Annotated in this window: 17 protein-coding genes; 2 read left to right on the top strand and 15 right to left on the bottom strand. The window is 43.5% G+C overall.

The genetic code is table 11. From position 1 onward, the window contains the following. Positions 1-270 precede the first annotated feature (270 nt). The 6 genes from D0T49_RS10525 to D0T49_RS10550 all read right to left on the bottom strand — a co-directional run bounded on the left by D0T49_RS10525 (position 271) and on the right by D0T49_RS10550 (position 7,577). Positions 271-1,005, bottom strand: a complete 735-nt coding sequence (locus D0T49_RS10525) for a TonB family protein (protein ID WP_163631164.1) — start codon at positions 1,003-1,005, stop codon at positions 271-273. Between the two features lie 123 nt (positions 1,006-1,128). Then, positions 1,129-3,123, bottom strand: a complete 1,995-nt coding sequence (locus D0T49_RS10530; protein WP_163631166.1) for a WG repeat-containing protein — start codon at positions 3,121-3,123, stop codon at positions 1,129-1,131. An 8-nt stretch (positions 3,124-3,131) separates the two neighbouring features. Then, on the bottom strand, positions 3,132-3,962 hold the full coding sequence (locus tag D0T49_RS10535; RefSeq protein ID WP_163631168.1) for a DUF4384 domain-containing protein: 831 nt from the start codon (positions 3,960-3,962) through the stop codon (positions 3,132-3,134). Further along, complete coding sequence (locus tag D0T49_RS10540; protein ID WP_163631170.1) at positions 3,959-5,044, bottom strand: CHASE2 domain-containing protein; 1,086 nt, start codon at positions 5,042-5,044, stop codon at positions 3,959-3,961. The genes D0T49_RS10535 and D0T49_RS10540 overlap by 4 nt, the downstream gene beginning before the upstream one ends. Before the next feature lie 335 nt (positions 5,045-5,379). Next, on the bottom strand, positions 5,380-6,663 hold the full coding sequence (locus D0T49_RS10545; protein ID WP_163631172.1) for an NCS2 family permease: 1,284 nt from the start codon (positions 6,661-6,663) through the stop codon (positions 5,380-5,382). A gap of 209 nt (positions 6,664-6,872) precedes the next feature. After that, the gene (locus tag D0T49_RS10550; protein WP_163631174.1) at positions 6,873-7,577 is read right to left on the bottom strand and encodes a DUF5020 family protein; all 705 of its coding nucleotides are present in this window, start codon (positions 7,575-7,577) and stop codon (positions 6,873-6,875) included. Positions 7,578-7,784: 207 nt separating this feature from the next. Here D0T49_RS10550 and D0T49_RS10555 point away from each other — a divergent pair, with 207 nt between their 5' ends. Then, a complete protein-coding gene (locus D0T49_RS10555) occupies positions 7,785-8,288 on the top strand; it encodes a hypothetical protein (protein ID WP_203583468.1) in 504 nt (167 codons plus the stop codon). Positions 8,289-8,410: 122 nt separating this feature from the next. Here the strand turns inward: D0T49_RS10555 and D0T49_RS10560 are convergent, their stop codons facing one another. The 8 genes from D0T49_RS10560 to D0T49_RS10595 all read right to left on the bottom strand — a co-directional run bounded on the left by D0T49_RS10560 (position 8,411) and on the right by D0T49_RS10595 (position 17,812). Beyond that, the gene (locus D0T49_RS10560) at positions 8,411-10,045 is read right to left on the bottom strand and encodes a T9SS type A sorting domain-containing protein (protein ID WP_163631176.1); all 1,635 of its coding nucleotides are present in this window, start codon (positions 10,043-10,045) and stop codon (positions 8,411-8,413) included. 958 nt (positions 10,046-11,003) lie between these two features. Further along, a complete protein-coding gene (locus D0T49_RS10565) occupies positions 11,004-11,576 on the bottom strand; it encodes a hypothetical protein (protein WP_163631178.1) in 573 nt (190 codons plus the stop codon). Positions 11,577-12,079: 503 nt separating this feature from the next. After that, positions 12,080-13,786: an acyl-CoA dehydrogenase family protein gene (locus tag D0T49_RS10570; protein ID WP_163631218.1), complete on the bottom strand. Its 1,707-nt coding sequence runs from the start codon at positions 13,784-13,786 to the stop codon at positions 12,080-12,082. A gap of 58 nt (positions 13,787-13,844) precedes the next feature. Next, entirely contained in the window at positions 13,845-14,222 is a 378-nt protein-coding gene (locus tag D0T49_RS10575; protein WP_163631180.1) for a four helix bundle protein, read from the bottom strand. Positions 14,223-14,265: 43 nt separating this feature from the next. Beyond that, positions 14,266-15,285, bottom strand: coding sequence for an electron transfer flavoprotein subunit alpha/FixB family protein (locus D0T49_RS10580; protein ID WP_163631183.1), 1,020 nt, complete (start codon positions 15,283-15,285; stop codon positions 14,266-14,268). A 45-nt stretch (positions 15,286-15,330) separates the two neighbouring features. Continuing rightward, positions 15,331-15,705: a four helix bundle protein gene (locus D0T49_RS10585; protein ID WP_163631185.1), complete on the bottom strand. Its 375-nt coding sequence runs from the start codon at positions 15,703-15,705 to the stop codon at positions 15,331-15,333. A 42-nt stretch (positions 15,706-15,747) separates the two neighbouring features. Then, a complete protein-coding gene (locus D0T49_RS10590) occupies positions 15,748-16,620 on the bottom strand; it encodes an electron transfer flavoprotein subunit beta/FixA family protein (protein ID WP_163631187.1) in 873 nt (290 codons plus the stop codon). Between the two features lie 607 nt (positions 16,621-17,227). Beyond that, the gene (locus tag D0T49_RS10595; protein ID WP_163631189.1) at positions 17,228-17,812 is read right to left on the bottom strand and encodes a DUF6434 domain-containing protein; all 585 of its coding nucleotides are present in this window, start codon (positions 17,810-17,812) and stop codon (positions 17,228-17,230) included. A gap of 252 nt (positions 17,813-18,064) precedes the next feature. Between D0T49_RS10595 and D0T49_RS10600 the strand changes: the two genes are divergently transcribed. Beyond that, entirely contained in the window at positions 18,065-23,659 is a 5,595-nt protein-coding gene (locus D0T49_RS10600) for an alpha-2-macroglobulin (RefSeq protein ID WP_163631191.1), read from the top strand. Here D0T49_RS10600 and D0T49_RS12980 read toward each other — a convergent pair. Next, positions 23,587-23,897: hypothetical protein (locus D0T49_RS12980; protein WP_203583470.1), on the bottom strand; the 311-nt coding region annotated here is incomplete at its 5' end. The genes D0T49_RS10600 and D0T49_RS12980 overlap by 73 nt on opposite strands.

A 23,897-nucleotide genomic window follows, 5' to 3' on the forward strand; every position in this document is an offset into this window, starting at 1 on the left:
ATCGAGTAACTGCATATTACCAAGCTTTGCTCCCTACGGGAGCTTTTAATGCTGTAATGATTTATAAATCAGCTTTACAATAAACTATTGAATATAAACTCTATTTGTTAAAATTGTAGGGGCGAAAGATTTTTTGCCTGATTAAAGTAAAACTTCTGCTTTTCAAGCAGGACACAGGCTACAAGCCTGCGCCAGCGAATGACTTTATATATTACTTTATACTTTCACCTTTTCCCTTTCACCTTTCACCTTTTCCCTCATTCATCTTTCTTAAAAAACCACGGGAAGCACGTTTCTTATCGCTGCCGGTTTTTTATCCACTTCGCCCGGAGTCCAGTTGGGCATGTTTTTTATCAGGCGCAGGGCTTCCTCGTCCAATGGAGGTACGTGTGTGCTTACCAGTATCTTGGGCTTTTTTATTTCTCCTTTTTTGTTTATCACAAATTCAACAAAGGCTATTCTGGTTTTGTCGCCTTTCGGGGCATTGGGTGGATATTGCAGCTCTTCTCTAAGGTATCTCATCATTTTTTTTTCTCCATCGGGGTATTGTGGCAGTTTGCTTACGTAGCTTTTGCTTTTGCCCGACGAGAGGCTGAAATTGATTGGCAGTGTGTATTTTACACTTACTTTTTTGCCTTTTTGTATTCCCGGTTCCCAGTTGGGCATCAGCATGATAACACGCAGGGCTTCTTTGTCTAAATCGGACGATACGCCACAGGCTATTCTTGGGTATGTAATTTCACCTTCTTTGTTTACAATGAAACTAACAAGTACCCGTCCTTCAGTTCTTTTCATCTGTGCGTTGGCAGGATATTTCATTGTTTTGTTAAGGTACTGGAATAGCTCCTGTTGCCCACCGGGAAATTGTGGCATTTTTTCTATTTTTTCCATTATCAGATAATCTTCCTGCTCAGTATCCTGAGCTAATGCGCCGGATATTCCTGTAAACAGGATGCTAAAGATTAACAACCAACGGAGTGGGGGGTGTTTTTTTGTGATTTTCATAATATTTTGTGTTTTTTGTGTGAAGTAAAACTTTTCTGTCGCTACATATGGTGGAGCAAATATATAAAAAAAGCGGGATTTCCCGCTTTTTATTGTAAAGTCTGTTTTTATTTCCTTTTGTTCTTAAAAAAGTATAAACTCCCCTATTGCATTTTGTGTGGTTGGCGATTGCGATTGTTTTGTTTCTTTCATCACAGTGCTTTTTATATAATTTCCTAAATCGAGCGTGTTTACATGTCCGTTTGCGTCCTTTGCTTTTCCATTCATGCCGTCTATCAATGCGCGGGTAAAGATTCCGTTGTTCCATTTTGGGTCTTCTACTGACTTTTGCATACTTGTGCTCGACAGGAATCCTGTAATTCCGACCGGTATTTCGTACACTTTGCTTTGTACGTTTTTTGTGGCAAACAGTCCTCCCGCATGGCAGGCATCCATGAAAATAATTACGCTGCAAAGTTTATCTTTCAGTATCCGCATGGCTCTGTTTATGTCTTCGAAGTTTACGGCTGTGGAATACAGATTGCCCGATTCGGCATCGGCCGAAAGGAAATATTTATCTCCGTCCTCTTCGGCTCCGTGACCTGAGAAGAAAAGGAATACTACATCGCCTTGCTCTACGTTTTTGGCAAGGGTGTTTAGTGCGGTTTTTATTTTCAGTGCAGTTGCTTTCTCGTTGGTCAGTACTACAGGCTGTTTTATTTCTTTATACAAATCCGATTTGTTTTTAGTGATGGTGTTTGCAAAATCCACAGCGTCTTTTGCTCCAAACATCAAGTCTTTTATATCCCTGTCGTTGTATTTGCTTACTCCTACTGATACCATATGGAGTGTTGGTTTCAGTTTTCCGCCCGTATAGTTCAGCTCAATGGAAACAGGCTCACTTGTCAGCCCTTTCGAGTCGCGTGCTATCAGTTGCACATAGTTTGTGCCTTGGGTGGGAAGTTTCAACACCAGTTCGTTCGAAGCGCGTTTCACTCCTTTGGTTTGCATATTGTATGCTTTTCCGTTTACACTTACCAGTATGTCGGGGGCATTTCCGTCTGATGTCTTGGTGCTGTAAGCAATGTTTACTTCGCCCGAGGTGTAATTGCTCCCATTATGTGGCGACAGGATTTTTACGGTTGGAGGAGTGGCTGGTACGGCGGCGGCGGCCGGGTTTCTATCTGCCGGAGTTTGTGTAATGTTGCCTGCTTCTGCAACTGTTTGCTGGCTTGCGGCAGGTTGTTGTTTTATTCCCATTGCAGCAGGTGCAGCGTTTTTGTCTGTGTAATTTGCTACTTCGGAGGGGAGTACTGTCTCAATCTCACCTGACTTTTGAAGCGTTTGGGCTGCTGTAAATGCTTCTCCCTCGTAAGCAAAATTGTTTTTGATAACAAATTCTCCTTTTTTATTTATAGCCCCCCATTTGCCTTTGTACTTTACGGTGGCTAAATGGGAATCGAATCCGTAACCATTGCAATTTTCATATATAGGTAATATTGCCCAGTTGCCTAAATAGTTTAGAAATCCCCATTTCTCGGTTTCGCTATCTTTTTGCATATATAAGGTTTTTCCTAAGATTTCATTTTGTTGCAGTTTTTCTACTGCATTAAAAGCTGAACCTTCGTTTGAGAAAACAGGTTTAATGGTAAACTCTCCTTTTTTATTTATGCCTCCCCATTTGCCTTTGTATTTTACTACCGCGTTGTCGGGCATAAATCCATACCCGTTGGCATAGTCAAATACAGGCCGGATAGCCCAGTCGCCCAGATAGTTCAGAAAACCCCATTTTTTTGTTTCATCGTCTTTCTGTATGTACAAGGTTTTTCCTAAAATTTCATTTTTCTGTAGTTGTTCAACTGCGCTGAAAGCTCCTGCTTCATTTGTGAAAACCGGTTTTACCGAGAATTCCCCTTTTTTATTTATGGCTCCCCATTTGCCTTTGTATTTCACTACTGCGTTGTCGGGCATGAATCCATATGCGTTGGCATCGTCAAATGTGGGGCGGATAACCCACTCGCCTCTATTGTTTAAAAATCCCCATTTGTCTGTTATATCATCTTTTTGGCGTTTTAGTGCTTGCCCCCACGAAGTAACACAATATAGAACAATGAATAATAGAATAAATGATTTTTTCATATGTGTGTTCATTTTACGATTGTACTTAATTTGTATGTGCCTATGAATGCTTTATTGGCAGATGTGTTTTCATTCAGTCTGAAATACTGTATCACATTTCGCAGGTCGAAAGGCTTGTTATGAGCAATCAGTGTGAAACTATCTTCGCCTTTGGGCTCGGTAAACTCCATCGGATATTGTTTCAGATCCACCGTGCTGTAGCCGGGTACGAGCAGGTGCAGCATAGTGCCACCTACGTCTATTGGCAGACAGTCGTACATGCTTCCATCCGATGATATGTTTAATATGTTGATATACAGCGGTGTGGCTGATTTGTTTGTAATGCGGAAAAAAAATAGGTCTCCTACGGCTGCTTCGCCTTTCAGTGTTTGCCCGCTGGATTGTTCTATCATCGTAAATAAAACGGGATAAGCCGATTGGGTAGCCGCATTTTTGAGTGCTGTGTATATCCTCAGGTCTTCTGCCATGTCTTTGTACGAAACGGTGGCTTCGTAGCTTATTTTTTCGGTATCGCCACGTGTGAGCGATTCGATAAAACGGCCTGCAAATTTATTAATTGCCGATTTGCTCTGGCTTTTTATCACTTTGCTTAATTGTTCGGCATTGGTTTCCTTGAGCGAGTAAAGTTTGCTCTCTTTCTTGTCTACCACAGCAAGCGAGGAGTTTTTTCCTATTTCGATAACGTCGGTAGTACGCAAGATTTCTCTGGGCGTGAGGGTGGTTCTTTCACCGTTTTTCAGCACATAGGCGTTTCCGTTTACCGAGGCCACGTGATATGTCTGTGCATGGATGCAGATGCAGGTAAACAGAAGTGTTGCGATGATAAGGTTCTTTTTCATTTCTTTTTCCTTTTATAAGTACATACTTCAATAATGTTCATCGAGAGCCCGGTAAGTGCGGTGGTAAGTATTACATACACCATGTTCACCATCAGCCCGAACCACACAAAAAACAAGTATCCCAATAGCAGAAACAGTATAATCAGTACTATCCGTGCAGCCGTTTCGATAAAGTTGTACCAAGGGTTATTACCGTCCTCGCCTTTGCTTCTGAGGCGGTAGCAAAAATAGGTAAAGCCAAAACACACGCAGAGAGCAAGCAAAAATCCTATCCACCTTGGCGCCTGTACTATCCACGAATGGTGCAAGGCTGTGGACAGGTTGTATGCCAGCAATGTTGTGCCCGATACGCGTCTTTCTCCTCCTATGCTGAAAGGCATGTCGTATTTATCGCGCAGGTCTTGCAGGTCACCTATCAGTACAATGCGGTTTCCGATGTCTTCGGGCGTTAATGTTTCCGCAATCGGGTAGATATCGAATGCTTTGTCCGAATAGTTTATCAGTAAATTTCTGTTTTCTTTTTTCTGTTCTTTTATGACGGCAAAAGGCAGGTAGTATAGTGTATCTTTGCCAAAAATTTCGTAAGGCTTGTAGTGCGATACTTTGTTTGCCAAACCATATTGTACGCCAGTTTCGTCCTGAAAAAAAGATTTTTCAAGTTTATTTCCATCAATGCGTACTGCGGTGTATAGGTTCGATGCAGAGGCTATTGTTTTTTTTAGGTAATCGTCGTCTGCTTGCAGTGTAGTGGAGTTTTCGGGAAATATAACATCTAAAATAATGGCTCGTGGTAGCAAGTCGCTCACTCTCTTTATAGCATCGGCAATATCAACACGCGACTTTGTGCCCTCCAAATCCAAAATTACAATTTCCGGATCGTAAAAAGCGGTGTAAGCCCCATCGTTACTTTTTCGGTTCTGTATTTTATAATAATAGTTTACAACATCTGCTTCGTTATTCTGTTTGGACAGGTAGTCCAGCACATTCACATCCAGAATGATGTAAAATACATAACAGAATACTGTTGCCAACACAGTAGCAAGGGAGGTGTAAAGCCATATTTTTGTGTCTGATTTAGGCATGCGCTAAATAAAGCTAAGAGGTTGTTTAAATTTTCCACAAAGAAGCTATTATAGTTTTACATATGTCTTTTTCGCAATAAATTATGTCCTTTTTTGTAAAATTNATTTCCCTAAAAAATCACCAAAATTTATCTTGCGAGTAAAATTTAAACAACCTCTTAGTATTGGAATAAGAATAAATGATATATATCTTGTTTTTAAGTATCAGAGAGTAAGACTTGTAACTGTTTAGGATTATACAAAAATAATAAATATCTTGTTAATAGCAAATCCCCTTGTTTTGCAAAAAACAAGGGGATTGATTGTATGAGAAAGTGTTGAATATTCGCTTCTGCTTATATAAAGTACTTCAGGGCAAATAGTGCGGCCAGAATGTACATTCCTACGCTTATTTTCTTGTATTTGCCCGAAAGCAGGTTGATAATTACGTAGCTTATCATACCTATAACGATACCATCTGATATGCTGTATGCCAACGGCATAAAGATGATGCAGAGGAATGCCGGTATGGCTTCGGAATAGTCGTTCAAGTCTATTTCTTTGATAGGTGTAAGCATCATAAGCCCTACCAGTACCAATGCCGGAGCGGTGGCCGCTCCCGGTATCGACAGGAATATGGGCGAGAAAAATAGTGCCAGTGCAAAACAAATGGCTGTAACGAAGGCTGTAAGCCCTGTGCGTCCGCCTTCGCCTACTCCTGCTGCGCTCTCTACGTAGGTGGTAACTGTGCTTGTACCCAATGCTGCGCCTGCTGTAGTACCGATAGCATCGGACAGGAAAGCCATTTTTGCGTTTGGTATTTTACCGTCTTTCAGCATGCCTGCTTTGGTGGATACGCCTACCAGCGTGCCGATGGTGTCGAACATATCGACAAACAGGAATGTGAACACGATGAGCGCCATATCTTTGGTAAAGATATTGTGGAACTCGAATTTGAAGAATATAGGCTCGATGGAAGGCGGTACGCTGAAAACACCGTTGTAGTGTGTTATTCCCAATGGAATACCGATAATGGTAGTGGCAAGGATACCGATAAGCAAGGCTCCTTTTACTTTAAGTATAAGCAGTGCCGAGGTAACCAAAATACCTATCAGCCCAAGCAGCGCAGTGCCCGAGGTTATGTCTCCAAGGCTTATTAGCGTAGCGTCGTTATTAACAATGATGCCTGCGTTTTGCAACCCTATAAAGGCTATGAACAGCCCGATACCCGCACTGATGGCTTTTTTCATCGAGTCGGGCAGCAGGTTTACAATGGCCTCGCGCAGGTTGGTAAGCGTAAGTATGATGAAGATAACGCCCTCTATCAGTACGGCTGTAAGTGCAAACTGCCAGCTATAACCCATAGTGAGGCAAACGGTGTAGGCAAAAAACGCGTTCAGCCCCATGCCCGGTGCCAGTGCAAAAGGCAGTTTTGCCAATAGGGCCATCAGTATGGTGCCCAGTACTGCAGCCAGTACCGTTGAGGTAAACAATGCGCCTTTGTCCATCCCTGTAGCACTTAGTATCGACGGGTTTACCGCCAGTATATAGGCCATCGTAAGGAAGGTGGTAATACCTGCCAGAATCTCGATACGGACGCTGTTTGTGCCTTTTTTGAATCCAAATAATTTTTCTAACATAGTCTCTTTTTTCTTGTTATGTGTATTAATATCAGTAGTCACAGAGGTGAGGGGTGAGGAGTGAGAAATGAGGAGTAAGAGGTAAGGGGCAAGTAACTTTATACTTTATACTTTATACTTTTCCCTTTCACCTTTTCCCTTTTCCCTTTTCCCTTTCACCTTTATTTCTTTTCCACTATTTACTAGTCACTGGTAGCTAGTCACCAGTTTTAAAACGCCCACTTCAGAGCAAGCGTAGGGACGCAATAAAAACCGTTTCTTCCTCCGAAATTGTTGCTTATTTCCACTTCAGTTCCCACGCTCAGGTTGAAATTGTCATTAGCAAAGTCGAATTTATTCAGGTTAACCCAAAATTGAGGCTCGGTAAGGAAGATAAAATCTCCGGCACCGGTTTTTTCTTTCCAGAAATCAACAAAACCCGTGAAAGAGAGTTTTTGCTGTGCAAAGTGCAGATACCACGTTCCGGTAAGTTGGAAATTGTGCGGAGTGGAGTGTTTCTGAATGTATTTGTACATAGCGCTTACAGAGAATCCTTTTGTGAAGTCGGCATTGTTGTAAGTATAAGTAGGCCCTACAAGGTAAGCGTTGTTGAAACTTGCTCCGATAGGCGTAATGGCAAACAAACCGCCGTTGTATTCCACATGGGCCGATATTGGCGCGTTCCAAAATTTCAGTTCGCGTGCTATTTCCCAGTAGGCACCCTGCACGCCGTTGGCTGTATAGTCCATATCTACAAAGAAAAATGTGCTACCCCATTTGTCGGGTCTGAACATTTCTACTGTCGATGTAAGCTTAGGGCGGCCGCCTAAGTCATCATACATAAGACTTCCAAAGTCGTAGTGCATTTGGATGTTCTGTGCATTTACTGCGAAATATCCGCATAGGCACAACAAAAGTGTAAAGATCTTTTTCATTTTGTTTACGTTTTTTTGATTTTGCTGCGAATTTATAAAATAATTGGATACGATTATCAATTTTGATACAGGTTGTCGAAAAAAAAATCTTATCAAAAAAGGTAATACCGATTTTATCCCTCCCGGCTACCAATATTTAAAACCTCTTGCAATTCTGATTATTTGTATATATTTGTCAAAAAATGTAAATTAAATTTATTGACAAACATGGAGAATGAATTGAATGTAAATCCGGAAAACTCAGAAGAAACAGTAAATCCGGTAATTTTGGAAAGACAGCTTGAGCAATTGAAACTTGAACAAAACCTCCCTTTCGGTATTGCTTTTGGGGCGGTGGCCATGCTTATTGGTGCGTTGCTTTGGGCAGTGATTACGGTACTCACCAATTACCAAATTGGATATATGGCGGTAGCGGTTGGTTTTCTGGTTGGCTATGCTGTGCGTTTGGGCGGCAAGGGTATCGACAAAGTCTTTGGTATCGTGGGGGCTGTACTGGCGTTGTTGGGTTGTTTGCTTGGTAATTTTTTCAGCCAGATAGGATTCATAGCCCGGTATTTGGAAATAGGTTATTTCGAAGTGTTCTCGGCAATGAGTTTCAGTACCATAATGGATGTAATGATTGAGTCTTTCAGCCCGATAGACTTGTTGTTTTATGCTATTGCCATTTACGAGGGTTACCGTTTTTCTTTCCGGAAATTAGAAAACCTCTGAGTTTTACTCATAACATAAATACTTAAAAACAGAACCGGAATAGAATCAGGACGAAATTTTCCTTCTTCTATTCCGGTTTCTTTTTGAGTTACCGCGCGTAATGGGTTTTTCAATAAAACGTATTACCGGATAATAACTTTTTTGATTGTGCCGTCGCCGAGGCTTACAATGTAAATACCTTCGGTCAGCCACACGGTGGTTTTACCCTCGTTTATTTGTTGCCCTGCTTTTTGTTGTCCTGTTATGTTGTATATACGCACTGCCTGTGCTTGTGTTGTTTCTATTACCAACAGGTTGCCTTCGGTGTAAATGTCAGAGGCATTTGCTGTTATGTATTCATCGCTGCTGCTGCCAACATCGCCTATCGATACGATTATCTTCGAGTTGGTATATGTCAGTGTTATATCATCTTTTTCGACAGCCGTACCTGCTTGTGTAAAAGATAGTTGGCTGAATAAAGCCGATGGGTCGTCAGTTACCGTCATGACAACGAAATTTGTTATTTTTCCTTCCGGTAAATCAATCGTAAGCCCGTTTGCGATAGCCAATTCCTTAACCTCAACAGAAGTAGTGTCGGTCAGTACCAAAGTCATTCCATCCAGCGACAAAGTTCCCATTTTCATTGTGTCGGCAAGTATAACAGTACCGTTGCCACTCATTTTGAAGATAGAATTTTCTTTTCCGTCAATTTTTCCGCTGTATGTTATGCTGTCGGTCACGCTGTTTTGATATTCGGTTTCGGCAGCCATTGCGATGCCTCCGTTGAAAACAATGTTTTTTGTTGTAGTTGCAATCACTTTTCCGCTATTGATTTCCATACCGCCGGTAAGGGTACAGTTTGTTAGAGTAAGGTTTTTTACTCCTTTTTTTGTTATCTTTCCCGGGCCGCTTACAGCTCCGCTGTATGTTACGTCTTTAGTATTGTTCTCGATAACCAGATTGCTGGCATAATAGGGAAACCATGCGTCTGTACGTACGGGCTTGTCGTAATCTCCTTCGGGCATTACGAGGCTGCCTGAGGATTCGACCTCGATTCCTCCTTCGTTTTGTGGCATTTGTGTTAATATCAGGGTTCCGTAGTTGTTCCTTGTGCTAAAAGTTGCAGTACCGGTTAGTTTACCCGAATAAGTTGCAGTACTGCCTCTTTTAACGTTGATACATAGCGTGTTTTCCCCTAAGTCGATATCCCTTGCAAGGTTTATACCATTCGCAAGCTGAATTTCTTTGGATGACTTGAATTTGAATGTCGAATTTTCTCCTCCAAGTGCGTTTGGATGCCCAACAATGAAATTTCCATAGCCTCTCAGTTCTATTGTTCCTTCGAAACCGCTATTGTCGCCATAAAGACCTTGTGCAGCCGTACTGCTGCCATTATTGACAACGCTGCCTGTTCCTTTCAGTTTTCCATAAAAGTTGGCGGTAGCATTATTATTTGCTATGTATAGTTCTTTTCCATTCAGATTGATTGTTACAGTTCCGTTGGCAGCTTCCTTTTCTGTCCGGCTGATTCCTGATATATCTGCCGAACTTGATACATCCAATGTGATTTCGGTATCAGATGTTATTTTTCCGAAATCGACAATGTATTTTTTTGATGAATAAGTGCTCCATGTTTGTCCCGCTCCGTCTTTGTCGGTATTCCAGTTTGCGCCGCTCCAGTTTGTATTGGCTCCACCTACCCAGTATAAAACACTTTGGGCTTGAGTACCAGCCATAAAAAGTAATACAACAGATAATAAAAGTAATGTTTTCTTCATTTTTTCATTTATTTTTAAATTGTTAATCGAATATAGTATTTTCAGTTTTTCTGAATAAAAGCCCGCCTCTTTGTTTAATAACTTGTTCTGTTTTTTTTAACATATACCAAGCCCCTACTGTGATGTACATGCAGGCTGCTCTGACAAGTAAAAAACTTAAGTATAAAGCGAATTTCGGGTTGCTTACCGCCCTGTTAATGTATTATGTGTACAACGAAAATCTTCGGGGAGCGCAATTTACATATCGTATATGCCTGACGATGAATTAAGAAATTGCTTCGATTGATTGATTTTAAACAAATTCATGGCTTTTGCAATCTTACCTGTCAATTTTCGGAGCAGTATGTAAGTGGTATATAGACTAAGATTGTTGATCTTCTTGATTGTAAAGAACTTGCAAAGATAGGCATTTTAACTTTAAATGTGTTGTTGTTTTTTTGCAAAAAACTTGATAATTCGTAAAAAAATTTGATAAATTCACAATTTTTCAGGTTGTCAGTGTGGTATTGACCGGACGTATCCCCGATACGGCGGAGTTAAAAGCAGGTTTCCAAACTTGCATATATTCCAAAGCAGAGCTTTGTTTTTAATAACAGTGTAGCGTCCCACCAATGTCGTCAACTTAAGCGGTAAGGCTTTTACTACCTCTCGTTTGTAACGAGAGGTTAATGGTTTTACGTTTAAAACGTTGTTCCCATTTAGTACCTCGTTGTAAACAAGGGACAGGAGAGGTAGCGGGACGCTGCGCTGAACAAAGGGGTAAAAGTAATCTGTAGGATATTTGCACCCCCCATTGGCGCAAGTTACGCTATGCCAAACTTGTACCAAATATATGCTTCATGAAAAACAAAAAAACAGGCTGTCAGAGTAATTCTGGCAGCCTGTTGCTTTAAAACTATTTTGTTTTGCTACGCGAAAATTTCGTGCGGTAGCGAAGGTGATTTAGCAAAGGGATTAATTAGATATCATCATTTATGATACTCTCTCTCTCATTTTCTCTTATAGCATAATTTTCTTTATCTTCATAACTAATAGCCACTTGAGAGTATTTACTTATTTCCAAAGATATGTTTCCATTATCCACTTTCCAAAAAGTGACATAAGTACATTTCTCTTTTTTCAAAGCTTGAATTTCATACCCATCTCCTTCGTAATACGGATCACTAAAAAATTCGTACGCTTTACCTTCACCATATTTTGCTGTAAATTGTGCTTTAAGGTCAAAATATTGACTTTTCAAATTGCCCCAACTTGTTTTTTCCGGAAGATATGCCACTACTTTCCATGTTAAATCACTCTTAGCACTTCCCAGCACAAGTATTTCACACTCCTGATTTACAAATTTGCCCGTTAAAGATGCATATCCTTTTTCTTTTTTATCTAGCACAAAGCCATTATCAGTCAATTTCTTACAAAATTCGGAAACACTTCCGTTAATAGGAATGTTTTTAAACGTCATATGGTCTTGACAAATCGCATCAAAAGTACCCAAAAACAAGAGAGCGAAGAATAAGAATAAAACTTTTTTCATATTGTATTAAGTTTAAAATTACTAAATGTTGCAAATATAAAAAAATAAATTAAAAATTCCATTAAATATTTATTACTGCTGCGTAAATTTAAATCACCCATGGTGCCGCACGATTCTATCAATATTATAGCACGCTGTGCCTTCAGGTGCGGAGTACCGGAATATTTGTAGCCTAAGCGACAAACAAAAACAGAGCTACAGAGTAGCGGAGTCTAAAAAAACAACCGTTAAATATCAAATTAACAACATATTATATGTTTTACAAATCTTCCGACCACGACTGCTTTTCTTCTTGTAACTAATTTTTTTCTGTGATTTTCCGTTTTGTCCGTGTATTCTGTGTGCGAATTTTCACTTATGGGACATCCTCAAAAGGTTGCTTCATTCTACTTAAAAATGTTAGAAGTTTTCTTAAGTTCATAACGTTGGTGGGGCAATACGCTGAACAAAAAATAACGCCCACATTTCTGCAGGCGTTATTTATTATTATTGAGAATTAATCATTAAATCTTATACATATCTACTTCTTCCATTTTGAAGGAGTTGATAAATTCGGCATGCTTGCGTACTTCCGCTTCGCCGTAGTTCAGGTATATTTCGGCCGATTTGCGGAATATACCGTCGCGGCTTGCATCCAGAATCAGCAGGTAGCTCATCAGGATATGCCCAGCCATCTCCACAAGGCGGCGTGCGCAGAAATCGAGGTATTCATTGTTTTTAGGCTCTGTAACTTTCGCTACTGCTTTTTCGTACAGGTCGGTCATAGCTATCAGCCGTGCGCGAAACGAGTCGAATTCCGGATTGATTGGCATGGCTTCGTACTCACGGATACGTTTCAGGTAAGTCCCTGTAGTGACGTGGCGGATGGCCGCTACCGTCTGCAACTGCGATGTACCTTCGTAAATGGTAAGGATACGTGCGTCGCGGTACAGGCGTTCGCAGGCGTAGTCTTTCATAAATCCTGAGCCACCATGCACCTGTATACAGTCGTAAGCATTTTGGTTGGCATACTCGCTACTGAACATTTTCAGCATCGGGGTGAAAGCATCCGCCATTTTCTGAAATTCTTTATATTCTGCTTTTTCTTCAGACTCAAGTTTACGTTCGGCCTCGATAGCCTCGTATGCTTTGTAAACGTCTACAAAACGGGTAGTTTCGTAAAGCAATGCGCGCGAAGCATCCAGCTTGGCCTTGATGGTAGAAACCATTTCGTAAACCGCCGGAAATTCGATAATCGCTTTGCCAAACTGACGGCGGTCTTTAGCATACGCCAAAGCCTCTTCGTACGCTGCGTGCGACAATCCTACCGACTGTGCGCCCACGCCAAGGCGTGCGCCGTTCATAAGCGACATTACGTATTTAATAAGCCCCAAACGGCGTGTTCCTACCAGTTTGGCAGGCGTGTTGGTAAATACCAGTTCGCAGGTTGGCGAGCCTTTTATACCCAGTTTGTTCTCAATGCGGCGTACTTTGATGGTGCTGTCGTGCTTGTTGTCGGCTACGAAGTACGAAAGCCCGCGTCCGTCGTTCGTTCCATCTTCCGAGCGTGCCAGCACAAGTTTTATTTGCGCATCGCCGTTGGTGATGAAGCGTTTCACGCCGTTCAGATACCATGTATCGTCTTTTTCGTTGTACGTTGCTTTAAGCTGAACAGCCTGTAGGTCGGAGCCAGCATCCGGTTCGGTCAAGTCCATCGAGCAGGTTTCGCCTTTGCATACGCGTGGCAGAAACTCGGCTTTGATTTCTTCCGAAGCAAATTCCTGTATCGTTTCGGCACAGTCCTGCAATCCCCATATATTGGCAAATCCGGCATCGGCACGCGATACCAGTTCGGCAGCCATCACATAAGGAATCATCGAAAAGTTCATACCGCCGTATTGGCGTGGAAGCGACATTCCGTAAAGCCCGGCCTGAGCCAGAGTTTCGTGGTTTTGCTGTGTTCCCGGTGCGTACACTACACGGTTGTTCACTACCTGCGGTCCATCGTGGTCTACACCTTCGGCATTGGGGGCGATGATGTCGCCACAGATTTCGCCGATGATTTCGAGTACTTTTTCGTAATTATCAATAGCGTCTTCGAAATCGCGCGAAGCATAATCATATTTATCTTTATCAGCGTAATTGCGCTCCTTGAGTGCTACTATTTTCTGCATCAGCGGATGCGAAAGCTGAAATTTCAGTGCGGGGTTGTCTATATAGAAGTTCATAATTTTTATTTTTAGAAGTTACAGAAGTTAAAATTGAAGTTACAGAAGTTATAAGATTAAATTATGTATTTTGAACATCGCCATATAGTTTTTTGCAATAGCTATTTAATGATTTACTGGCTTCTTCCAATTTATTATTCAGTTGTAAATATTGTTCCTCCGAAATATAATTCAAATCTTTTGAAAGAATAAGATAATATCTGCATTCTTCCAGGCTGCTTTGTGAGATATTGAAGAAACGTAATTTGTCAACTTTTCCTTTTCTTTTATAACCTTCAGCTATGTTTGCGGGGATAGATACTGAAGCCCTGCGAACTTGAGAAACTAATCCCCAAAGTTCTTGTTTAGGAAATAATTCAGTGATTTTATAAACTTCCAAAACAAAATCATGTGATTTTTGCCACATTCTTAAGTCGGTAAAAGAGTTGGTTGTTTCCATATTCAGTAACTTCGCTTTAACTTGGTGTAAATTCAGTAACTACTTATTTAGAATTCTTCTTATAATATTTAATCATTTTCGGAATCACTTCTTCTACCGTTCCGGTGATTACATAGTCGGCTATCGTGTTGATAGGTGCGTTGGGGTCGTTGTTGATAGAGATTATCATCGAGCTTTCCTGCATTCCGGCAATGTGTTGTATCTGTCCTGATATACCGCATGCGATATACAGTTTCGGGCGTACGGTAGTACCTGTTTGACCAATCTGGCGTTCGTGGTCGGCAAGGCCTGAGTCTACCGCTGCGCGCGAAGCTCCTACTTCACCGCCCAGCACGTCGGCCAGTTCGTAAAGCAGTTTGAAATTCTCCGGCGAGCCTACACCGTAACCACCTGCTACGATAATCGGAGCCGATTTTAAATCCACCTTCGATTTTTCCATGTGGCGTTCTATCACTTCAATCACAAAGTCGGTGTCCGATACGTATTTCGAAACATCCAGTTTTTTGGTTTCACCCTTGTAATTGGCATCTTTAATTTCTTTTTTCATCACACCCTCGCGTACGGTTGCCATTTGCGGACGGCAGTCGGGGTTTACGATTGTTGCCACGATGTTTCCTCCAAATGCAGGGCGAATCTGGTACAGCAGGTTTTCGTATGTTTTGCCTGCCTTTTTGTCCTCGTAGCTACCTATTTCGAGCGAGGTACAGTCGGCTGTCAGTCCGCTGAACAGTGCTGATGAAACACGAGGCCCCAAGTCGCGGCCTATCGAGGTTGCTCCCATCAGTGCTATCTGTGGCTTTTGTTCTTTAAAAAGATTTACCAGCAGCGAAGTGTGTGGAAGCGAAGTGTAAGGAGCCATACGTTTGTCGTCGGCCAGATACAGCGTATCCACCCCGAAAGGGAATACTTGTTTGCCTACGCTATCCAACTGGTAACCGGCTGCTATGGCTTCCAGTTTGCAGTTCAACTGATCTGCCAAAGAGCGTCCTTTGGTCAGCAGTTCCAAGCTGACATCGCCTACAATGCCATCTTCTATTTCAAGATATACAAATATGTTGTTCATTGTTTTTATTTTTAGAAATATGAAGTAAGAATTAAGAAATATGAATTAAGAACGAATATCTTCAGACAGTTTTGCGCAATAACCATTCAGTGTTTTACTTGCTTCTTCTATTAATATAGATAAAGAAGCATTTTCTTCATCATTAATAAAATTCAAGTCGTCAGAGAGCAATATATAATATCGGCATTCTTCCAAGCTGGCTTGAGCAATGTTGAAAAATCGAAGTTTTTCCGCTTTACTATTTCTTCTGTAACCTTCGGCTATATTTGCAGGAATGGAAATAGCTGCTCTTCTGAATTGAGAAACTAATCCAAATGTTTCTGTTTTCGGATATTTCTCAGTTATTTTATACACTTCAAGCACAAAAGCATGCGACTTTTGCCACATACTCAAATTTTTAAATGTTTTCGGTGTATCCATAACTTCTTTTATCTTATTTCTTATTTCTTCTGTCTTATTTCTTTACCCAATCGTGTGATTAGCAATTAATTCTTTCATTAAATCTTCAATCTCGTTGTCGGCTGTCGACAGGCGTTTGCTTTCCTTTGCGGTAAATACTACGCTTTCAATCTGTTTTACCTTTGTAGGCGAGCCTGTAAGCCCCAGCCATTGAGCATCGTGTTCTATATCGCTTGCTCCCCATTCGTTGATGTTGAGGTACGAGCATGCCGAATACAGGTTGCCATAGTCGGCTCCTTTTTCCTGTTGTTCCGACGGGGTGGCTGCACGTTTGTATTTAATGGTCAGCTTAGCATGGCGTGGGCGGCATGGCGCAGCCGAGCCGTTTACTGTTACCACCATCGGCAGCGAGCCTTTTACTACTTCCACACCACGTTCCAAGCGGCGTTTTACGGTTATCTTTCCGTCTTTTACGTCCTGTATTTCTTCGGCGTAGGTTATTTGGGGCAGCCCCAGCTTTTCGGCCACCTGCGGGCCTACTTGCGCGGTATCGCCGTCAATAGCTTGGCGTCCGCATACAATCAGGTCTACTTTACCCATCTTGCGTATAGCGCACGACAGCGCATACGACGTAGCAAGGGTATCGGAGCCCGCAAATTCGCGTCCGCTAAGTACATAGCCGTTGTCGGCACCACGATATAAACTTTCACGGATTATTTCGGCAGCACGGGCAGGCCCCATAGTGAGGATGCTCACGGTTGCTCCTTCAATTTTTTCTTTCAGACGAAGCGCCTGTTCCAATGCGTTCAGATCTTCGGGGTTGAAGATGGCCGGAAGTGCGGCACGGTTTACCGTCCCATCGGCTTTCATGGCATCCTTTCCCACATTGCGCGTATCGGGCACTTGTTTGGCAAGAACTACAATGTTGAAACTCATGTTTATTATTAATTAAAGGTTATATAATATGTTTTATTTTTTTCTTGAATCTCGCAAATGTAAGATTTTTTGTTGAAGAAACAACAAAAAGTTTGCACATTTTCAGAATTTTGTGCAAAAAGGGGGATGGGGAAGTAAAAGGAGGTAAAAGGAGCTGAAAAGGAAGGTAGACAGAATTCAGGATTCGGAAATCAGAAGTAAGAATGATGGAAAAGGTAAAAGCATATTCTGTCCCTCTGCTGGCGCAAGTTTAGCGTAGCGTAACTTGTGCCGAGAAACAAATGCAGTTTTAAACTGTAAATAAAAACAGGCACAAGTCATAGACTTGCGCCAAAGAATGAAAAGTATATCTAACAAAGAGAGAGTGTCCCAAAAGGAAAGAGAACGCAAATAAACACAAATTTACGCAAATCTTATTTTGTTGAAAATAGAGTAAGTTACAAAAAAATGAAATCTGCGTAATTTCTTGGCTTACGCCAAGCGAAGTATCGAGCGGCGTTCAAAAAAGACTTTTGAGACAGCCCCTTTCTCCTTGCTGGCGCAAGTTTAGCGAAGCGTAACTTGTGTCCGAAAAACACAAATGCTTCCGGTTTTTAAGCATTTACTGTTATTCCAAATCGCTTTTTTCGTATTCGTTAGTCCCTTTCCGGCTTCGTTTCTTTTTCCAGCAGTTTATTGCGTCTTTTAGTGTTTTGTCGGGGTTGTCGGTCATGAAAGCCCTTATGTATTTGTTGTATTCAAATTGGGGTGCTATGTTGGTTTTATAGTTTTTGTCTTTTTTCTGTGCGTGTATCTTCTTCCATTCGTTCACAGCATCTGCCAAGGTTTTTCCTGTGTTTTCTTTCATCCAGTCCATAAATTGTACGTTGAATGAGAATTGTTTTCCTATCTCCTTTGCGAAGAATCCGCGTACGTTCTGAGTGTTTTTATAATCATCGGTGATGATGGTGGAGGGCGAAAGAGTTTCGGTGTTCCAGTCGAATCCTGACGATTTTTCGGGTTTCTTCGCTGCTTTTTTCGTGGTTTTAATCCCAGTCTCAAGAAACAGCATAATTCTGCCCGATATGTCGGCCTTGCCACCCGAATGGTCAATGCCGTTCTGCCTGCAAAAAACAACCAGTTCTTCTTTCAGCCAGTAATAATTTTTAAAATCATCGGGGCTTATATTTATATCCAGTTTGGGTCTGTCCATCGATGTGTTTTTGTGTTTTTATAACCTGTCTCTGTTTGGCGTAGCGTTTCACTATGTCAAGCAAAAGTACAAATTCGAAAGCAAGTCACAACACGACAGTTTTATGGTACTGGAGCCGGACTATCTGTTAATATCTTTCCAAAGGTACAAATTCTTTGTTTTTTTCGTGCAGAGTGTAAATAAAAACATATTTTTGTAGAAAATAAAGTGTTTGTTTAACAATAAGATATTAACAATAAAAACATACTCCTTATGAACTCATTACTGAAAAGGTCGTTTTTCTTAAGTATTGTTTCAGTCGTATTACTTTTTGCATCGTGCAATAAGAAAAGCGAAAGTGCCGCTATCTCAGAGTTCGCACCCTACATCACCGCTTATACGGGCGGGCTTGTATATACCAATTCGGCTATTTGGATAGAGTTGGTAAACGACCAAGCGGGCGCGGAGCTGAATACCGAGCTGAAAGAACAGCTGTTTTCGTTCACACCGGCCGTTAATGGAAAAACCTATTGGGAAACTCCCCGCCGCATCAAGTTTGTACCCGACGAGGGCGCGCTGAAAAGCGGACAGCTTTATCAGGCAGCCTTTAAGCTCGGCAAAGTAGTGGAAGTGCCCAAAAGGCTGTCCGGCTTCAATTTTACCTTTCAGGTAGAAGAGCGGAATTTCACCATGCAGGTGCACCCTCTGATTGTAAACAAGGACAATCCCGACTTGGTAAGTGTGCGGGGCGAATTGCAGTTTAGCGACGTCATTACCTTTGCCGCTGTACAGAAAATGCTGTCTGCCACCCTGAGCGACGGCACACAGGTGTCGCCCTCCGTATCGTCCTACACCGACAAGGCAAAAGTATTCTCGTTCAGCATCGATGATATACAGAAGAGAGACAACGAGGCGCTCGTACTCACCATTACCGCCGATGGAAAAGCCATAGGAGCAAAAAAAGCCGAAAAGCAGGAAGTGATAATTCCGGCGGCCGATGCCTTTACCGTTCTGAATACCGAAATCATTACTTCGCCCGAATTTGGGGTACAGATTACGTTTTCCGACCCTATATCCGCCACACAAAACCTTGCGGGGCTTATAACATTGGGCGAGGTAAAAAACTATACCCGTCAGGTAAAAGAAAACAAGGTGAACTTGTTTTTTGAACGTGGTAAGCTGAAAAATATAACCATAAATGTAAACGAGGGGCTGAAAAACTCGCAGGGAAAGAAAATAGACGAGGCTTACTCGCAAACGCTGGTGGTGGAGAGGCTGAAACCTGCCGTACAGGTGAAAAATCAGGGAAACATACTCCCCGATTCCAAAAACCTGATATTGCCTTTCAGGGCTGTAAATCTGCGTGCTGTAGATATGAATATCATTCAGGTGTACGAGAATAATGTGTTGATGTTCCTACAGTCCAACACGCTTGGAGGAACACAGGAGATAAGGCGTGCAGGGCGTTTGGTTTATAAGAAAACGCTCCGTCTGGACGCCGACCCCTCGAAAGACCTGAGCCAGTGGAACGATTATTACATCGACCTTGCCAATATAATAAAGCACCAGCCGGGGGCTATTTACCATATCGAACTCTCATTCACGCAAAACTATTCGGCATATCAATGCGATGGCGATACAGATATTGCACAGGGCGATACCGACGATAATCTGGTGAAAATAAATTCGGAAGAAATAACCGAAGAGGAACAAGCCTATTGGGACAATCCCGACGCATATTTCTACTATTACGGAGGCCCTAAAACCGACTGGAGCGTGTACCGCTGGCAAGAGCGCGACAACCCGTGTCATCCAAGTTACTACATGTCGTCGGACAGGGTAGCGTCGTGCAACGTGCTGGCTACCAATATCGGGGTGGTGGCAAAGGCCAATTCCGAAAACAAGTTGTGGGTATCGGTAGCCGATATACTTACCACCAAGCCTGTAGCCAATGCCCGCATAACCATTTACAACCTGCAATTGCAGCCCATAGGCTCGGCCACGACTGATGCCGAAGGCTTTGCGGTAGTGAGCACTTCGGGTGTCCCTTTCGCTTTAGTAGCCGAGGCGGGCGGCCAAAAAACATATCTGCGTCTGGTAGCAGGCGAGGATAACTCTACGAGCCGTTTCGACACGGGTGGCAAGAAGATAGAAAAAGGACTGAAAGGCTATATATACGGCGAGCGTGGAGTATGGCGACCGGGCGATACGCTTCACCTCACCTTTGTGCTGCACGACCCCGATAAGAAAATACCTGCCAATCATCCCGTATCGTTCGAAGCATACAACCCGCGCGGGCAGTTTTACAACAAACAGGTGGCTACGCAAGGCGTAAATGGTTTTTATACCTTTACGCTGCCTACCAGCCCCGACGACCCTACCGGACTTTGGAACGCGTATGTAAAAGTGGGAGGAGCATCGTTTCACAAATCGTTGCGTGTTGAAGCCATTAAGCCTAACAGGCTGAAGATAAACTTGGAATTGCCGTCCGACAGGATTGATGCGTCGGAAGGTACGGTATCCGCTGTTTTAACATCGGCATGGCTCACCGGAGCTACTGCCCGCAACCTTGATGCTAAGGTAGAGATGAAACTCACAAAAACCAATACACAGTTCAAAGGCTATTCCAACTATACGTTCAGCAATCCGGCTACCGACTTCTATACCAGCGATTCGGAAATTTTCGATGGGCAACTGAATGCCGACGGCGTAGCACGGTTTAGTTTCAAAGTGCCCAAAGCAGAGGATGCGCCCGGCATGCTCAATGCCACTATCACGGCGCGTGTGTTCGAGCCGGGCGGCGATGCCAGCATCTATACGCAGAGCGTACGCTTTTCGCCATTCAGCTCGTATGTGGGGCTCAATGTGAATCAACCTAAGGATAGATACATAGAAACGGACACCGACCATGTGTTTGATGTGGTAACGCTGAATGCCGATGGCAAGCCCGTGAACCGTGATAATCTGGAATACAAAATATACAAAATAGGCTGGAGCTGGTGGTGGCAGCAGGAGAATGAGTCGTTTGCCAACTATGTGAATAACTCGTCGTATACTCCCGTAGCAGGGGGCAGGCTGAAAACCGTAAACGGTAAAGCCAGCTTCACGTTCAACCTCCGTTATCCCGACTGGGGGCGTTATCTGGTGTATGTAAAGGATAAGAACAGCGGACATGCCGCCGGAAGTACGGTAACGATAGACTGGCCCGACTGGCGTGGGCGTTCGGACAAGGCCGACCCAAGCGGCGTGAAAATGCTCTCGTTCTCTACCGACAAGAGTACTTACAATGTAGGCGAGGATGTCACGGTTATTATCCCTGCCTCGGCAGGGGGAACAGCCTTGGTGGCTTTGGAGAACGGCTCGTCGGTACTGAGCCGCACGTGGGTACAGGTAGCCGAAAAACAAGATACGAAATACACGTTCAGGGTAACGCCCGAAATGTCGCCGAATTTTTACATCCACATAAGCCTGTTGCAGCCGCATGCGCAAACGGTGAACGACCTGCCTATCCGCATGTATGGCGTTGTGCCTGTGATGGTTTCGCATCAGGATTCGAGGCTTGAGCCGCAAATCGGCATGCCTGATGTATTGCGTCCTGAGGAAGAATTTACCGTAAAGGTAAGCGAGCGTAGCGGACGCGCCATGACCTATACACTGGCAGTGGTGGACGACGGGCTGCTCGACCTTACTAACTTCAAAACACCCAATGCGTGGGACGAGTTTTACTCGCGCGAGGCTCTCGGCATCCGCACATGGGATATGTACGACTATGTGATAGGAGCGTTTGCAGGGCGGTATGGCTCGCTGTTCGGCGTAGGGGGCGACGAGGAACTGAAACCTGCCGAAACAAGAGCAAACCGTTTCAAGCCGGTAGTAAGGTTCATAGGGCCTTTCACGCTTGACAAGGGCGGCGAAAACTCGCATACTATAAAGCTGCCTGTATATGTAGGCTCAGTGCGTACTATGGTGGTGGCAGGGCAGGACGGTGCTTTTGGCAATGCGCAAAAGACCACTCCCGTGCGCTCGCCGCTTATGATACTCTCTACCTTGCCCCGTGTGGTGAGCACTAACGAGGAAATTCAACTGCCTGTCAATGTATTTGTAATGGAAGACGGCGTGAAAAATGTTTCGGTAAAAGTGGAAACTACCGGACTGCTGCAACTTACCGATGGAGCTACGCAATCACTATCGTTCTCGGCTACAGGCGACGAAATGGTGTACTTTGGTCTGAAAACAGGAACACGTACTGGTGTGGAAAAAGTAACCGTAACGGCTACAGGCGGTGGCAAAACATCGCGCGAGACGATAGAGATAGACGTACGCAACCCCAATCCGGCAGTTATCGTTGCAGATAATAAACTGCTGAACGCGGGTGAAACGGCAAACTTTGCCTATCACCTTTCGGGTAATAACGCGGACGACGACTGGGTGAAACTGGAAGTATCGCGCATACCGTCGGTTGATATAAGCCGCCGTTTCGACTTCCTGTACGATTACCAGCATTACTGTACCGAGCAGTTGACTTCGAGGGCGTTGCCTTTGTTGTATGTCGACCGGTTTAAAGAAGTGAACTCCACCGAGGGGCAAACAATCCGTAAAAATGTGCTCGAAGCTATACAAAACCTGTATGGACGTCAGCTTGCCAATGGCGGTTTTGTTTACTGGACAGGGCAAACCTCCGTAAACGAGTGGGTGACAAGTTATGCCGGACACTTCCTTGTGGCTGCCAAAGAAAAAGGATATAATGTAAACAATGGGGTGATAGAGCGTTGGAAAAGCTACCAGCGGCGTACAGCCCAAAACTGGACAGCATCGAGCAGCACAAGCAATTATTATAGTTACGATTCGGAACTACAGCAGGCTTACAGGCTTTACACATTGGCGTTGGCAGGCTCGCCCGAACTTGGTGCGATGAACCTGATGAAAGAAAAGAAAGACCTCTCGCTGCAGGCGCGTTGGCGTTTGGCTGCCGCGTATGCCATAGCGGGCAAAGTAAATGTGGCCGAGGAGCTTGTTTTTAACGCTCCAACCAAAATTAAGTCTTATACGGGCGGCTATACCTATGGTTCGTCGATACGCGATGGGGCTATGATACTCGAAACCCTTGTGCTGATGGGGCACATGGAAGAGGCGTTTGAACAGGCACGGGTGGTATCGCAAAGCCTGTCGAACGAAACCTACTTCAGCACCCAGTCTACCGCCTATGCGCTTGTAGCTATGGGTACGCTGGCAGGAAAAACCTCCGGCGAAATCAACTTCGACTGGACGCTGAACGGAAAGAAACAGGAAACCGTGAAATCGCCGAAAGCAGTTTATCAAGCAGATTTGCCAACAAAACCTGCCGAAGGAAAAATAGCTTTCACTAACAGGGGCGAGGGTTTGATATACGTCAATCTGGTGTCGAAATCCAAGCCTGTGAATGATACCCTGCCCGTGATAGCCAATCACCTGCGTGTAGAGGTAACGTATACCGACTTGAACGGCGATGCCATCAAAGTTTCGGAATTGGAGCAAAGTACTGACTTTGTAGCGGTGGTAAAAGTGTCTAACCTGAGTACATCGAAAAATTATACCGATTTGGCATTGACACATATCATCCCGTCGGGTTGGGAAATCTTCAACGAACGCATGACCGGCTCGGACGAGGCTCATGGCGCTGCATCCGATTCGTTCACCTATCAGGATATACGCGACGACCGTGTGCTCACTTATTTCGACCTGCGTAAGGTGGAAAGTAAAGTATTCCGCATCCGCTTGCAGGCATCGTACGTAGGTTCGTATGTGCTTCCCGCCGTTCAGTGCGAAGCCATGTACGACACCACTGTGCAGGCACGTACCAAAGCCGCACGGGTGAAGGTGGTGAAATAGAGCCGATTTTTCAGGTAAAAGTTGAAAGGTAAAAGGTAAAAGTGTGAAGTTGCTTGAGTGCTTATGCACTTTTTCCTTTTCACTTCCGGCTGCCGCACGATTATATCGTGTGGTATTTCAAAGCCTCTTTTTTGCCTTACCACGCGAAAGATTCGCGCGGTAGCGATGGGTTGGATATTACAATGTAAAATAAGGTAATAAGGTAGGTTTATCCCTACTTGTGCGATTACTAAGGTTT

Source organism: Paludibacter sp. 221, from assembly GCF_010501035.1.
Classification (GTDB): domain Bacteria; phylum Bacteroidota; class Bacteroidia; order Bacteroidales; family Paludibacteraceae; genus QVMH01.

Bases quoted from the DNA above. Each gene is read 5' to 3' on its own strand.
- D0T49_RS10525 (WP_163631164.1), bottom strand. From the start codon at position 1,005: ATGAAAATCACAAAAAAACACCCCCCACTCCGTTGGTTGTTAATCTTT.
- D0T49_RS10530 (WP_163631166.1), bottom strand. From the start codon at position 3,123: ATGAAAAAATCATTTATTCTATTATTCATTGTTCTATATTGTGTTACT.
- D0T49_RS10535 (WP_163631168.1), bottom strand. From the start codon at position 3,962: ATGAAAAAGAACCTTATCATCGCAACACTTCTGTTTACCTGCATCTGC.
- D0T49_RS10540 (WP_163631170.1), bottom strand. From the start codon at position 5,044: ATGCCTAAATCAGACACAAAAATATGGCTTTACACCTCCCTTGCTACT.
- D0T49_RS10545 (WP_163631172.1), bottom strand. From the start codon at position 6,663: ATGTTAGAAAAATTATTTGGATTCAAAAAAGGCACAAACAGCGTCCGT.
- D0T49_RS10550 (WP_163631174.1), bottom strand. From the start codon at position 7,577: ATGAAAAAGATCTTTACACTTTTGTTGTGCCTATGCGGATATTTCGCA.
- D0T49_RS10555 (WP_203583468.1), top strand. From the start codon at position 7,785: ATGGAGAATGAATTGAATGTAAATCCGGAAAACTCAGAAGAAACAGTA.
- D0T49_RS10560 (WP_163631176.1), bottom strand. From the start codon at position 10,045: ATGAAGAAAACATTACTTTTATTATCTGTTGTATTACTTTTTATGGCT.
- D0T49_RS10565 (WP_163631178.1), bottom strand. From the start codon at position 11,576: ATGAAAAAAGTTTTATTCTTATTCTTCGCTCTCTTGTTTTTGGGTACT.
- D0T49_RS10575 (WP_163631180.1), bottom strand. From the start codon at position 14,222: ATGGAAACAACCAACTCTTTTACCGACTTAAGAATGTGGCAAAAATCA.
- D0T49_RS10580 (WP_163631183.1), bottom strand. From the start codon at position 15,285: ATGAACAACATATTTGTATATCTTGAAATAGAAGATGGCATTGTAGGC.
- D0T49_RS10585 (WP_163631185.1), bottom strand. From the start codon at position 15,705: ATGGATACACCGAAAACATTTAAAAATTTGAGTATGTGGCAAAAGTCG.
- D0T49_RS10590 (WP_163631187.1), bottom strand. From the start codon at position 16,620: ATGAGTTTCAACATTGTAGTTCTTGCCAAACAAGTGCCCGATACGCGC.
- D0T49_RS10595 (WP_163631189.1), bottom strand. From the start codon at position 17,812: ATGGACAGACCCAAACTGGATATAAATATAAGCCCCGATGATTTTAAA.
- D0T49_RS10600 (WP_163631191.1), top strand. From the start codon at position 18,065: ATGAACTCATTACTGAAAAGGTCGTTTTTCTTAAGTATTGTTTCAGTC.